Raw genomic sequence first — 13877 nt, forward strand, 5'->3', positions numbered from 1 at the left:
GCCGGCTCGCCGCCGCTTCGCTTGGCAATGAGCTTGTCCCGGAGCTCGTGGAGCTCTTTGAGCTTGCGGTTGAGCTCCACGCTGGTTTCCCCCGGGGGCCGCAAGGGTTCCTTGCACGCTTGGAGCTTGCGCTCGATCTCGGCGATCCACGGCTCGACCGCGGCGAGCCCCGCCTCGGGCTCGTTGTTATCGAGGCAGGTCTCCACGTACATCGTTGGATACATCCAGCTCTTGTCTTGGCCGATGCGGACAAACTCGTCCCAGGCGTCTCGGCAGGCCTGGAAGGGCGCGCGAAGCTCACAAGCGGCCCTGAGGATCTCCTCGGCGGTCCTTGCCTTGATGGCGCGAACAGAAACCTCGAACGCCTCGCCTTCGCCCGCGCGTGCCACGAACTCCGCCTCGACCCGGCGGTAGGCGGCCGCGATATCGGCGAAGCTCCGATTTTTCGAGTCCCTGAAGCTCTTGTAAGCGGCGCGGTGCGCTTTCCAGAACTCCTCGTAAAGCTCGTCGGCCTGCTCTTCTTCCGGCGTCATCGGGGGGGCCGCCTCGTCCTCGCGGCGGGTCTCCAGCCACGGGACGACCTCGCCGCGTTTCTGGGCAAGGAGCGCGTTCCGGAGGTTCCCCAGGCGCTCCAGCTCGTTTTCGTAAAGGCGCGCAGGGTACTCCACCCCGCTCCCCTTCGTTTCCTCGAGCAGACTCTCGAGCTTCGCGAGGAGCGGCTCGAGCACCGCGAGCCCCTCGTCGGGCCGCTCGTCGTATGCGCAGCAATCGGCGTAAAACCAGGACATCGAGCACTCGAGGTCGATGCCCGAGAAGCCGAGGCGGACCAGATCGTTCCACGCCTCGCGGCAGACCTCGAAGGGGGGACGCTTGTTATAGGCTAGGTTCAAAATGGTTTCAGCAATGCGCCGTCTCGTTTCGCGTACATCAAATTCGTCATCGCCTGCGCGCTCCACGAATTCGGTCTCGAGCTTACGGAAGTCGAGGGCGGCCTCGGCGAAGGTGCGGGTTCGCTGTAGCGACTTGATAAGGAGCTTGCTGTGCGCCTGCACGAACACACGCTCCTCCGGGGTCATGGTTCTGTTGGGCTTTACTTGTTCCATTTGTCATGCCCTTTGTATTTACAGGACTCCATTCCCCAGCTCATGGGGACGGTATCGGGCCAATTTTTCTTGGCCTCGCACGTTACTCGACACGCATTGCAGAGGGATGACTTCCAATGGGCCCCAAGTCTGTCGGCGATGCTGGCGTCATCCATGCACGCCTCATAATGGTCCAGACACGTCGGCTCGTCCTCCTCCTTCTTCGGCTTCCTCCTCTTCGCAAGCGCCTCCGCCGCCCCCGCCGCGACCGTCGCCGTGACCGTCACGCCGACGGCGATCGCGAAGGCTTCGATGATGACCTCGGTGAAGACGACCGTGACGACCACGACGACGGTCACGACCTCCCCGATCTGCGCCCGATCCGGCATCGCCTGCCCGTTCGCCGACGCGGACGTACGCAACATGCCCATCTGGAAGACATCCTTGGGCAGCCTCATCTCTCGCAGGGCGATCCGCATGCAACCCCCAACGTCCGGATTGGGCTGGCCCGTCGTCTCCACCTCCACGACACGACCTTCCTGGTCGACCTTCACCGAGGCGTCGAGCGTGTAGTATCCGGGCTCGATGGTGCCGCTGAGCTCATCCACACACGCCCTGAGGCGCTCTGCGGTGGCTTCAGGGATGCGCGGCCGGTCATCGGGCGCCGGAGGGCGGTAGATCTTCGCTGACGAGCAGCCAATCGGGAGGAGCGAGAGCGTCAGGCAACCGAGAAGGCCCAGGGAGAGGAGCGGTCGCCAACGCGGACGTCTCATTGCCTGGATCGGAGCAGGAACACCGAACGCCTGTCAACGCAGCGCGTGTCTCGCCGCTTTCGACATGGAGGCCTGCTTCGCCACGCGGGCAACCGGGACGCGGCGCGGCGTGGGTTTGTCGACGCGGCGCAGCTCCGCGGTAATGGCGAGGCTTGGAAGGCAGTGGCGAACCTCTGCGCGGTCGACGGGCTCGACGACGTGGCTCGGGTCGCCGAGGAGCTTGGCTCCACCCAGAAATGAGCAGTAGGGTCGGGCTCTCTGGGTTTCCCGCGGACGGACGAAAATCGACACGTGCCGGTCGATTTCTTCGATCCAAATTCCTCGGCCGATCATGAAGGGGGGGACATGGCGCGTACAACGATTCCCTCTCCGCTCACGACCGAACTGGTCGCGCTTCGTCCCGAGGTGGCACGCATTCTGCAACGTCGCTCGGACGCCCTCGCCACCGACAGGATGCAGGAGCTCATGCTGCGGGGGCTCGCGGCGCTGTTCGGCTACACGCCGCACCCCGACGGGGTTCGGCCATGGCTATTCGGCATCGCCAAGAACCTCCGCAGCGAGGAGAAGCGTCGGGCGCGGCGCGAGCGCGAGCATTTCTGCCCGGACCTCGGCGACGCCGAGCGCACGGCGACGCCGGACGTGTCGCCGGAGGAAGGGGCTTTTCGTTCCGAGGCTCGCCGCGCGCTTCTATCGGCCTTGAAGACGCTTTCGCCAGAGCAGTTCATCGTGATCGTGCTCGTCGACCTCGCAGAGTGCACGTGCTCGGAGGCGGCCGAGCTGCTCGACATCCCGCTTGGCACCGTGAAATCACGACTCGCCGCGGCGCGCACGAACATGCTGCGCGCTCTCGGACCGAAGGAGCAGTACCTCGGCGCCCTGCCGATCGCCCTGTTCCACCGCCGCGCCCTCGCGCGCAGGGTGTTCGACTACGTATACCCGTACGGGCACTTGCTCCTCGCGTCGCTGTTCTTCGCCCTGTACCGGCCGGTGCGGCCCGAGGCTCCGGCTGTCGCGACCGGCGCTGCCCACGTCATCGGGGCGTCGGCGGCCGATCTGGTGAGGGCGACCGAGGTCTCGGGCCCGCCGACAAACCTCGCGCCGGTACCTGCGCCGCCGACTCCGCCCGCGCCGAGCGCGGCGTCGCCTGATCCGTTCGTCGCGAAACCATCGGGGCGAGGACATCGGCCGTTCCGCGGAAAGGGTTGGGCCTGGTAGACGCCGCCGCCAAACCCCAGTATCGATCGTGGAGATGCTCCGCCTCGGCCTCGTACCGGTTCTCCTCTGTGGACTCGCATCGCCCGCATGGGCAGACGCGCCGATCGACAAGGAGGAGGACGAAGAGAGCGCGGAGGACATGCGCTTCCGCGCGTTCGCGTCGCTGGGGGATCGCGAGCGGGCCGCGGGCCATCCCCGCGCGGCGGCGAGGGCCTACATGGCTGCGCTCGAGGTCCGCTCCGATCCGCTCATTGGCGGGCGGCTCGGCGTCCTGTTCGTGCAGCTTGGCCGGCCCGAGCTTGCTCCCGAGCTTTTGCTCGACGCGATCCATCGCGCGACCACGTCGCCGAAGGAGCGTGAAGGGTTCTTCCAGGCGCACGAAGCGGCGCGCGCACAAGGATCTTGGATAGAGCTCATCGTGTCGCACGCGGGCGCGGCGGTGACGCTCGACGGCGAGCCTGCGGACACGGGGGGGCACACCGCGTCCTGGTTCTTCGTGCGCGCGGGCGAGCACGAGGTGCGCGCGAAGCTCGACGGGTACGAGGAGGCCGTCGAGAAGTTCACGGCGGTCAAGGGCGAAAACCGGCCGGTTCGGATCACGCTCAAACCGCAATCGGCGCCGCCCCCGGCCGTGCCGGCGGTGTATGAGCCGGAGAAGGATCCGCCGAAGATCGTGGCCCCCACGGTGGTGGTCGGCGAGACGAAGCTCTCGAAGCAGGAGGACCCGTACGCGTACGACGACAGTCCGGCGACGAACCGAGGCGACGGAGAGAAGAAAGGGGTGCGGGGCTCGATTGGCGCGGGGCCGGTCGTGGTGTTTGGTGTGGCGTCGTGGATGCCCGCGGTGGGATTGGCCGTGGGGGCGAGCTTGTGGCCGAGCGAGTACGTATCCCTGGGGATTGAGGGGCGCGCCGCGTGGCTGACGACGGCGGTCGGCGGGGAACCGATCAGCGCGATGACCGCTGGCGGAATCGCGAGCGTGTGCGGACACTACAGATGGTTCTTCGGCTGCGCGCTCGGGCACCTCGGCGTGATCAACGTTGACTTCTCGTCGCAGAGCTACAAGCCAGCAAGCTTCGTGAATTTCAAGCCGGGAGCGGGCGGACGCCTCGGCGCCCGCGTCCGTGTAACACCGTCTTTCTCGCTAAATTCGTCCGCCGATGTCCTCGGATTGTCGAGTGGCCTGAAAATCGTCGCGGGCGAAACGGTCTTGGCGGAGCAGCCTCCCGTCATGATCACGGCTCAATTTGTAGGCGTTTGGGAGTTTTGACCATGCGAATTGCCTCGCTTTTACCTCTCGTGTCCATCCTCGGCCTGGCTGTCGTTGAAGCCTGCTCGGCGCCACCTTCTTACAATCGTGGCGAGTGCGACCCGGAGGCGCTGGAACCCTCTCCCGCATGTCGCTCCGACGCCGGCGCCGACGCCGACGCCGACGCCGGCGGCGGGTCCGACGAGCCGGACGCGGCTCAGGCCACGTGCAGCGACGGCCTGGGGCGCTGCGTCCCCGAGCCGAGCAGCGAGTCCGCTGGGGACTGGCCGCGCACGACGATGCTGCTCTGGTACGGGCCGCGTGAGCTTGCGCCCGCGAACTGCGACGAGGCGCGCAAGCTGGGCGGCTACGGCGACGACGTGGAGTTCTTCGAGAAGTACCGACGCTTCGCGTACCTCGACGCGCCGCCTGCGGCATGCGAGTGCTCGTGTCCGGCCTCGGAAGGTTCGTGCACCAAGCTCCCCGAGACGATCGAGGTCCGTGCTGGCACGTGCGCGGAGAACGGAGCCCCCGCGCTCCCTTTCGGAGGTCCCGCCGGCTGGGACGGCTCGTGCACGAGCGCGAACGCCCTGCCGGCGGGGGCTGATTGTGGTGGCGAGCCGTGCGCGCAATCCGTTTACGCTTCTCCGCTGCCTGGCCCAACGAGCGAGGCTTGCCCGTCGATCACGAAGCCGGCCGCGTTTACCAAGACCACGGACTGGCGCTGGATAGGCCTCGCCTGCGAGGCGAAGGAGCGCGAGGGGAGATGCGAGACGTCCACGCACCGTTGCATGTACGACCTGCCTTACCCGTTTCTCCAGTGCGTCGCGCTCCGGGGGATACACGCCAAGTGCCCCGGCAACTACGACCGATATGACCCCATCTACCTCTACGGCGAGGTGCCCATCGATACGCGCGGCTGCACGACGTGCGAGTGCGGGGGAAGCCCGGTCGGGAGCGGGTGCATCGGAAACCTACGGTTTTACAGCGATGGCGCATGCACCGTTGGGGCGAATACGGTGGACGTGGCATCCTTCGACGAGCAGTGCACGAACGTCTTCCCGCCGGGCCGAGCACTCGGAAGCAAAGCCATCACGGACCTTGCGTACATCCCCGGCCTCTGCCTCGCGACGGGCGGAGAGCCCACTGGCGCAGCCTCGGAAGACTTCGCCGACGCCGTGACGTTCTGCTGCCTCCCGCCGTTCGAGTTCGCCGAGTAGTCAAAGCTCCCACCTATTTTTCACGTTCGTCGATCCGAATCGCCTCCTCGATCATGTAGCGCAGGTGAGGGGCGAGACTCGGACCTCCGGCGAACGCGCGCCTGGCTAAACCGAGGGCTCGACGCTCGTCCCTTCTGCCCGAGCCGAACACGGTCCTCCTGGCCTCGTATAACGAAAAGGCGCCGTGTTCGGCCTCGGGCGGGTTCTCCACGAAACGACCCGCAGGGGAGGGCGATGGGGGCGCGCGCGTCTGGGCAAGCACCTCTCGCCTCCATCGTCCTCTCCTGCGGGTCGTTTGTCCCTGCTCTTGCTACGATGTGCGCTTTCGAAAAAGCGAGAGCGCGCCCATTGACCGGAGTGCCGACAAGGCGGTTTTTCTCGGCCCGTCTCCCGGAAACCGGGTGGGTGACTCGAGTTCGTGGATCCGGTGTAGACGCGCTCTCTGACGCTTACGTTTGTCCAAGGACGGGTGTCCTGTCAAGCCAAACTTTTCACCGACCGGCAGAAGAGGGCGATGGGGGCGCGCGCGTTTGGGCAAGCACCTCTCGCCTCCATCGTCCTCTTCTGCCGGTCGTTCGTCACCGTTCCGAGGCGGCTGCGCCGCGCGGCGTTTCCCCATACGCGCACGCTTCACGCGACGCAGCCGCCTCGGGTCGGTGACTTTCCTGGAGGTAACGATGCGCGCCGCACCGCACATGGCTATGGATGACGATGACGTCGCGACGACCGTGATGACCCGCTTTGCGCTTCCGCCGCAGAGCGGGACACGCCCCAGCCTCGCGCATTCCGAGCCGCCGCGCGACAGCGTCGTGGACACGCCGTCGGCGTGGAGCCGTGCCCATGCCGCGCTCGGGGCCGCGCTCCGCAGCGTGCGCGAGCGCTTCCGCAAGGCCCGCCTCGCTGACCGCCTACCCCCGCTCCCACCACCGCGGTCCATGACGGCGACCCGCGTCTCGGTAGGCGCCGTGGCGCATGACGAACGCGGCGAGCAGCTCCTCCTCGACATCATGCGCGCGGCGCGGCCCTACCAGGACGCCGCGGTGTACGTTGCGAACTACGCGGCGGTACTCCGGAAGCTCGGGGACGACGCGTATGCCGAGGGGCTCCTGCACTTCGCGCTCTCGCGCATGCGGCCGGATGCCGAGGGGTTCGTCTCCATCGCACGTTTGCGAGACCGCCTTCCCGAATTGTCGTATTCGGGGACGCTCGTGTCGGCGCTGACTCGGTTGGAGGCCGCTGGGATTGTGGCGCTCACGGGAACGACGGAGGGGGGCACGACGCGCGTGCTCCTTCGGGTTCCCTTGTGATCAAGCTGCGGTCGCGATGCTGCGGTAAGGTCGGGCCATCCTTGCCGTTCGAGACCGTCGCCCGCCCTCACTTCCAGGCAGGCGGCGTCATCCCGAGCTTGTTGTAGAAAAACTTCGCCGCCGTCCGCGAGAGCTGATCCTTCGGCTCGTACACGTCCGGCCCGCGCGGCAAGAGCCCCGCCGACAGCGACCCGAGCCGCTTGCCCATGAGCCGCTCGACGTCGTCGCAGAACGCCTCCATCGTCGAATACCGGTCCTCGGGTTTCTTGCGCAGCGCCTTCAGGATCACGCCCTCCGTGGCCCGATCGATCCCCGGCTGCGCCTCCGAGGGCTCGCGCGGCGGCATGATGAGCTGCCTCGCCAGGAGGACCGCATAATCGTCCGCGCGGAACGGCAGCTCCCCGGTCAGCATGCGATACATCATCACCCCGAGCGCATACACGTCCGACCGCGGATCCGACTTGTCCCCCACCACCTGCTCGGGCGGCATGTATTCGGGCGTCCCCACGGCCACCCCGGCCTGCGTGACCGCCTTGGCGGCCTCGAGCTTGGACAAACCAAAATCCAGCACCTTCGTGTTGTAAGGCTCGCCCGGCTCGCCGACCAGAAACACATTGTCCGGCTTCACGTCCCGATGCACGATCCCCGCGCGGTGCGCCACCCCGAGCGCCGAGGCCGTCTGCGAGAGCACCGGGAGCGCGAGGTGGAGCGGCATCGTCGTCTCGCGACGCAGCCAGTCCCCGAGCGTCTCGCCGAAGAGATATTCCATCACGAGGAAAGGCACGCCGTCCGGCCGCTCCCCCGTATCGAGCACCTTCACGATATTGGGATGCGCGAGCGCGTTCGCCGCCTTCGCCTCGCGATCGAAGCGAGCGCGCGCGCCGGGCGCGCGGAGGTGCAGCGAGTCGAGCATCTTGATGGCGACCGGCTCGCTCGTGTTCCGATCGAGCGCCAGATAGATCCGGGCCATGCCCCCCCGACCGATGAGCCCCCGCACCTCGTAGCGCCCGCCGAGCACCACGCCCGTCTCGGGCGTGGGTTTGGCGCGGAGCGACGAGACGTCCGGCGTCGCGACGAGCTTCGTGCCGTCGTACGGACAGAAGCGGTGCTCTTCATCCTCGAAACGCCTGAGACAACGCGAGCAATACATCGGTCCCCGTCCCATTCAATCGATCACGGCATCGCGCCGCCGCAGATCCAGTCCGAGATCGTCTGGATCTTGTCCTCCGAGAGCGCGATCGCCGGGGGCATCTTGTTTCCGGAGCACTTGTCGACGTTCATGATCTTGTCGATGAGGTAGCTCTCCGAAGGAGCGCCCGGCTTGACGCGCATCCGCGTCCCGCCCGCGCATTGCTCGGCCGGCACGTCCACGAGATCGGCGTGCGCGTTCGCGTTCGTCAGATCGAGCCCCTGCTTCGGCGACCCGCCCGAATGGCAGCCGCCGATCGCGCAACTCGCCGACAGGATCGCCTGCACGTCCGCGAACGCGACGCTCGCCGATCCGCAGGTGCAAACGCCGCCCGCGCACGTCTGGCCCGGCGCGCATTGGTTCTCGCAGGCGCCGCAGTTCATCGGGTCCGTCATGGTATCGCCGCAGCCGCCGCCGCCCGCGCCGCCTTGTCCGCCCGCGCCGCCTTGTCCGCCCGCGCCGCCGCTCCCCGAGTTCGAGCTCGAGCTCGCCGGTGATCCACCCGCGCCACCTTCGCCGCCCGCGCCGCCCGCGCCGTCCGAGCCGTCCGAGCAGCCGGTGCCCGCGAAGCCGAGCACGGCCGCGCAAGGCACGGCGAAAAGCCAAACCCTCATCCAACGATTCGACATCGACCGACCTCCAACCAAGTCATCACGAAAAAGCGGCCCCTCGGATCAGCCGAGGTGCCGGTGCAAGAAAGCAATGGTGCGGCTCCAGGCGAGCGCGGCCGCCTCCGGGACGTACACGTCCTTGCGCGACTCGTGCGCGAACGCGTGCCCGGCTTCGTACACGTGGAGCTCCATGGCTTGTCCACGCGAATGCATCTGTTCCATGACCGCCCGCGCGCTATCCGCCCGGGCCCAATCGTCATTGCTCGCGAAATGCGCGAGGACGGGGGCCTTCACCTTCGAGAGATCGAACTTGTCCGCGGGCGGGAGTCCGTAAAACGGCACGACGGCCTCGAACTCCGGCACGACGGTGGCCGAGGCGAACGAGAGCGCGCCGCCGAGGCAGAAGCCGACCACGCCGACGTGCCCGCTGCTGCGCGGATGCTTCTTCAGGAAGGCGGCCGCGCTGCCGATCTCGTCGAGCGCGCGGGGCCAATCGAGGCCTTCCATGAGCTTCTGGGCCTCGGCGGGATCGACGGTCCAGCGCCCGTGATAGAGATCGGGGATCGCCACGAGGAACCCTTCGCGCGCGAGGCGCGCGGCGACGTGACGGATCTGCCCGTTGAGCCCCCACCACTCCTGGATCAGCACCACCGCGGGCGCCCGCTCCACACCCTCCGGCGCCACGAGCTCCCCCGGTGCCTCCGCCCCACTTTTCGTCGGAAATTTGATCGGTTCGTACATGGTGCTCGCCTCCGTACATCCCTCGCGCAGGTGCGCGGGCGGGCGGAGCATAGCCTAGTTCGTCGCGGTGCGGTGGGCCGTCGAGGTGGGGGTTCGGTACGACCACCAAACACCCTCTCGTTCGTTTCAGCGAAGCCAGGCTTCGATCTCCGCGATCTGCTCTTCGGCGCCTGCGCCCATGGAGCGGAAGAGCTCGAGAGCGCGGCGCGCGTGCGGGATGGCCTGGGCCTTCGCGCGGCCCGCGCAGACCCACGCCTTCGCGTGCAGGAACTCGATCGCCGCCGCGTCCCCGGGCTCGCACGCGGACTTCGCGCAGATGCCGAGCGCACGCTCCGTCTCGCCGAGGCCCGCGGCGCACGCGCCCTCCGCGACGTACACCTGACCGACGCCGGCGAGCGCGCGCGCGCGGTCCGGCGCGTCGGCCCCGAGCGCCCGCTCGATGGCCGCCGCCGACTCGATGTAGCGAGCGCGCGCCTCCGAATATCGCTCGAGCCGGAAGAGCGCCTCCGCGAGGTTCGAGGCCGCGCGGCCAATGCGTGGATGGTTCGCGCCGAGCGTGCGCTTGTACCCGGCCAGCGCCGCCTCGAACACCGGGACCGCCTCGGTGAAACGGCCCGCGCGGCCGAGGGCCGCGCCCCAGGAGTTCTGCGCCTGGAAGGCGTCGGGGTGATCGGCGCCGAGCGCCGCGACGAAGAGGTCGTACGACTCCTTCAGCAGCGGCAGCGCGTCGTCGAAGCGACCCTGATGCAAGATCGTGCTCGCCAGATTGGAGAGCACGCGGGCGCGGCTCGGGTGCGACGCGCCGAGCCGCTTGCGGACGCGCTCTTCCACGCGGCGAAAGTGCTCCTCGGAAAGCCGCAGGTTGCCGCGGCGCGTCTCGATGACCGCGCGCACCGTGGTGATGCGATCGAGGAGCGGATCGTCCGCGCCGACGAGCGCGTCCGCCTGGAGCGCCCAGCGCTCGCCGTCATCGGGACGCGCGCGCAAATAGCCCACGAAGTAGGCGAGCTCGGCGAACGCCTCGCTGGCGAGAGCGCGGCTGCCCACCCGGTGCGCGGCGAGCGCCGCGTCGAACATCTCGCGCTCGGCATCGTCGAGGCGGCCGAGCGGCTCGAGCGTGCGCGCGTGCTCGACGAGCAGCGCGGCCCGCGCGGCGGCGGCGTTCGGGGGAGCCTCGCGCGCGAGCGCGTCCTTGGTCACACGCTCGGCCTCGGTGAACTTTCCGAGCTCCCGGAGCGTCCTGCCGCGCTGCACGTCGGCGCGGATCACCACGCACGCCTCGCATGGCTCCGCGTCGGCGGGTCCGACGTCGATCGCCACGCAGGCGTCGAGCGGCGCCATCTTCTCGACGACGGACGTCGCGCGGTTGACCGGGTCGACGCCGCCGAGCGAGAGCACCTCGACGGCGGCGTCGAGCTCTGCCAGCCGTTCGTCCAGGCAGCCGACCCGCGCGCGGAAAAGCGGATCGGGCTGCGGAGCTTCGACCAGCGCCTCGCACGCCTCGGCGCGCTCGGACCGCCAGGCGGACGCGCGCGCCGAGACCGCGCCGTCGACGGCGCCGAAGGCCTGCGCGGCATACGAGAGCCCCGTGCGATCGAAGGCCTCACGCACCGCGGCGCGGCGCGTATCGTCCCACGCGGCCCGGTGCCGCTCCTCGGCGAGCACGCACGTCGGGTGACGGCGGACGGCCTCTTTCGGCCGCGTGACGAGGACGACGCCGAGGGCCAGCAGGGCCGCGCCGATCAGCATCGGGACGCCGAAGCGACGACGCTCCTCCGTCGCGCGCTCGAGCGCGTCGACGAGCGCGCCGACCGAGGGATGACGCTCGCGTGGATCGGGATGCAGCCCGCGCTGCAGCAGGCGGCGCACGGCTTGCGGCACCGGCGACGACGCCGGTGCGCGTGGCGCTTCCTCCCGCGCGGCGCGCGCGAGCTCGGCGACCGTGCGACCGACGAAGGGACGCTCGCCATGAAGCGCTTCCCATAACGACACGCAGAACGCGTACTGGTCGGAGGCCTCGCTGGCCGGCGCGCCCTCGAGCTGATCCGGCGCCATGTAGGCCGGGGTTCCGAGCAGCGCGCCCGTCTCCGTGATCGCCATGCCCGTCGGCATGGCCGCCGCGTCGCGGGGACGTGTCTCGGCGGCCAGACCGAAGTCGGTGACCTGCGCGCGACCATCGGCGCGCACGAGCACATTGTCGGGCTTCAGGTCCCGGTGCACGACCCCGGCTGCGTGCGCGGCGGCGAGGCCGCGCCCGACCTGCATCCAGAGCTGCACGATCTCGCGCCACGCGCGCGGCTCTCGCGTGGCCCATGCGCGGGCCGACCCACCGGCGACGAACTCGAGCGCGACGAAGAACTGCGTTTCCCACGTCCCCACGTCGAACACGGTCACGACGTTCGGGTGCGACAGGCGCGCCAGCGTCTGCGCCTCGCGCGCGAGCCGCGCGCGCCTCTGCTCCTCCTCCGCGCGAGGCCGCGACGAGAAGCGCAAGAGCTTCAGCGCCACCTTGCGGTCGAGCTCGGGATCGTACGCGGCGAACACCTGCCCCATGGCGCCGACGCCGACGCGCTCCACGACGAGGTACCGACCGATCGCCGTGCCGCGTTTCACGAGCGCCGGGGGCGGCGGCGGCGCGGCGGCCCCGCTCGCGCGCAGCGTCGCGGCCACCACGCGCCGGCAGCGGGGGCAGGTGTCGAGATGCTCTTCGGCCTTGGCCAAGGCGGCCCCGTCGAGCTGCCCGACGGACAGCTCGAACAAGAGGTTCTCGTCGAGGCAGGCCATCAACGCGCCTCGCGCCTTAGTTCACGACGCACTGCCCGAGCGCGTCGTTGCACGTGAATCCGCTCGAGCAATCGGCGTTGTACGTGCACGGCAGCCCGCCGCACTTGGCGTCCGCCTGCACGCAATGCTTCGTGGCGTCGTTGCAGGTCGCGTCGCCCGGGCAATCGGCGTTGTACATGCACGCGGCTCCGTAACAGTCCGGGGTGGCGACGGCAATCCGGCAATACGAGCCGAACCCGTACTCGTCGCGGCACACCGTACCGACGATCTCCGGCTCGCCGAAGCCGTTGCAGGTCCAGTCCGCGGCCTGCGTCTTGCCGAGGCAATCGGTCTCCGCGACCCATTTGTCCTGGCATAGATCGCTCTGCGTCTTGCTCATGATGTCGACGCACTGGGCCGCCGACGTGAACCAGGCCGGGCAGCCGGCGAGCATCGTCTTCTCGCAGTAGACCTGGAGCCGGTCCATTTCGGTGAGGCCGCTCGGCCCGGACGACGTGGACGACGACGAGCTCGAGGAAGACGACGGACCAGGGCCGCTCCCGCCCTCGCCCCCGCTCCCGCCCTCGCCCCCGCTCCCGCCCTCGCCGTTGTCGGAGCCGGAGCTCCCGGTGCCGGAGCTGCAGGCGAGGAGGAAAGCGAGAGGGAGCGACCACACGAGTTGTTTCACGACGAGACTCCTTGGTGACGTGGATGAACACCGCGGCCAGTGCACATGCACCCCGCACCAAGGGACAGGTCGGCTCCCGTCGAGGTCGCACGAAATCGTCAGGTCGCATCGGGCGGAGCATCGGCGCCGTGCGATTCGCGCAAAAAGCGCGACAAGCTGAGGTCGAAGCGGCTGAGCACCCCGCCGAGCAGGCTCTCGAGGTCGTCGGGACGCAGGTGCAGGCGGCTCGCGAGGGCCTGCCGGGTCCGGGTGGCCAGAAGCTCGCGCGCGGCGCCGAGCCAGCGGGCCACGGTCGCGCGATGGGCGCCGTACATCGGCGCGATGTCGTCGATCGACAGCCCATCGAGCAAGCTGAGACGCAAGAGCGCCCGGTCGCGCGACGAGAGCGTGGCGAGCGCCTCGCGAAAGGCCGCGCGGAAGTGCTGCTGCTGGTCCAGCCGGCAGAGCCCCGCCTCCACGTCGGCCGCCTCGGGCAGCGCGGCCAGCGCGTCGTCGTCGTCCTCGACCGGCTTCGCGGCGGCCTCGTCGCTCGCCAGGAGGTGGACCGCGACCGTGCGCACGAACCCGCCGAGGGGCCCGCGCCCGGCGTACAGCGCGAGCTTGGGTGAACCGTGGAGCTCGGTGAGCAGGCGCGTGCGTGTCCGTTGCAGCACCTCGTCGACGCGCGCTTCGTCGGCGCGCATGGACAGGGCGCGCCGCGCCGACGGAAGCACCTCCCGCTCGAACGCATCGAGCGCCGCGTGCACGCCGCGCAAGCAAGCGGCGGCCAGATACAGGCCGCCCGCGTCGATGGCCTCGAGCTGCGCGGCGAGCGGCTCGCCCTCGCGGAGCCGGCGCGCGAGGTGACCGAACCACACCTCGTCCTCGACCTCGACCGAGGGCCACGCCTCTCGGCCGCGCGCCGCCGCCCGTTCGAGCGCGGCCTCGGACAGCGCGTCGAGCTCACCGCGCAGCGACTCGGGCAGGCCCGCCTCGAACGCGTCTCGTGCAATCTTCTTTCTCCCGATCACGGCGCCATCGTTCGTGGCCAAGGCCGACT

Annotated in this window: 13 protein-coding genes; 5 read left to right on the forward strand and 8 right to left on the reverse strand. The window is 69.2% G+C overall.

Going from position 1 to position 13877, the window contains the following annotated elements; genetic code table 11:
- Both QHF83_RS25320 and QHF83_RS25325 read right to left on the reverse strand, forming a co-directional pair.
- Positions 1-1076 (reverse strand): hypothetical protein (locus QHF83_RS25320; protein WP_282420499.1); only part of this gene is annotated, 1076 nt, incomplete at its 3' end.
- Positions 1077-1090: 14 nt separating this feature from the next.
- Positions 1091-1690 carry a hypothetical protein gene (locus tag QHF83_RS25325; protein WP_282420500.1) on the reverse strand — a complete coding sequence of 200 codons (600 nt, stop codon included), beginning with the start codon at positions 1688-1690 and terminating at the stop codon, positions 1091-1093.
- Positions 1691-1900: 210 nt separating this feature from the next.
- On the opposite strand from QHF83_RS25325, the gene QHF83_RS25330 reads away from it, so the two are divergent.
- The 5 genes from QHF83_RS25330 (at position 1901) to QHF83_RS25350 (ending at position 6846) form a co-directional block, all read left to right on the forward strand.
- The gene (locus QHF83_RS25330; protein ID WP_282420501.1) at positions 1901-2095 is read left to right on the forward strand and encodes a hypothetical protein; all 195 of its coding nucleotides are present in this window, start codon (positions 1901-1903) and stop codon (positions 2093-2095) included.
- Positions 2096-2200: 105 nt separating this feature from the next.
- Positions 2201-3070, forward strand: coding sequence for a sigma-70 family RNA polymerase sigma factor (locus QHF83_RS25335; RefSeq protein WP_282420502.1), 870 nt, complete (start codon positions 2201-2203; stop codon positions 3068-3070).
- Between the two features lie 34 nt (positions 3071-3104).
- Complete coding sequence (locus QHF83_RS25340; protein WP_282420588.1) at positions 3105-4340, forward strand: PEGA domain-containing protein; 1236 nt, start codon at positions 3105-3107, stop codon at positions 4338-4340.
- Positions 4341-4342: 2 nt separating this feature from the next.
- Positions 4343-5539 carry a hypothetical protein gene (locus QHF83_RS25345; protein ID WP_282420503.1) on the forward strand — a complete coding sequence of 399 codons (1197 nt, stop codon included), beginning with the start codon at positions 4343-4345 and terminating at the stop codon, positions 5537-5539.
- Positions 5540-6216: 677 nt separating this feature from the next.
- Positions 6217-6846: a hypothetical protein gene (locus QHF83_RS25350; RefSeq protein ID WP_282420504.1), complete on the forward strand. Its 630-nt coding sequence runs from the start codon at positions 6217-6219 to the stop codon at positions 6844-6846.
- Positions 6847-6913: 67 nt separating this feature from the next.
- Here the strand turns inward: QHF83_RS25350 and QHF83_RS25355 are convergent, their stop codons facing one another.
- From QHF83_RS25355 to QHF83_RS25380, 6 genes are all read right to left on the reverse strand, one after another.
- Positions 6914-8011 carry a serine/threonine-protein kinase gene (locus tag QHF83_RS25355; RefSeq protein WP_282420505.1) on the reverse strand — a complete coding sequence of 366 codons (1098 nt, stop codon included), beginning with the start codon at positions 8009-8011 and terminating at the stop codon, positions 6914-6916.
- Between the two features lie 8 nt (positions 8012-8019).
- Positions 8020-8664: a PE-PGRS family protein gene (locus tag QHF83_RS25360; RefSeq protein ID WP_282420506.1), complete on the reverse strand. Its 645-nt coding sequence runs from the start codon at positions 8662-8664 to the stop codon at positions 8020-8022.
- Positions 8665-8709: 45 nt separating this feature from the next.
- Positions 8710-9387 (reverse strand): dienelactone hydrolase family protein, encoded by a 678-nt coding sequence (locus QHF83_RS25365; RefSeq protein WP_282420507.1) that lies wholly within the window; start codon positions 9385-9387, stop codon positions 8710-8712.
- Between the two features lie 126 nt (positions 9388-9513).
- Entirely contained in the window at positions 9514-12171 is a 2658-nt protein-coding gene (locus QHF83_RS25370) for a serine/threonine-protein kinase (RefSeq protein ID WP_282420508.1), read from the reverse strand.
- 16 nt (positions 12172-12187) lie between these two features.
- Positions 12188-12838, reverse strand: coding sequence for a hypothetical protein (locus tag QHF83_RS25375; RefSeq protein WP_282420509.1), 651 nt, complete (start codon positions 12836-12838; stop codon positions 12188-12190).
- 98 nt (positions 12839-12936) lie between these two features.
- Positions 12937-13869: a sigma factor-like helix-turn-helix DNA-binding protein gene (locus QHF83_RS25380; RefSeq protein ID WP_282420510.1), complete on the reverse strand. Its 933-nt coding sequence runs from the start codon at positions 13867-13869 to the stop codon at positions 12937-12939.
- Positions 13870-13877 lie beyond the last annotated feature (8 nt).

Origin of the sequence: Polyangium sp. 15x6 (assembly GCF_029960785.1) — a bacterium.
Classification (GTDB): Bacteria; Myxococcota_A; Polyangia; order Polyangiales; family Polyangiaceae; genus Polyangium.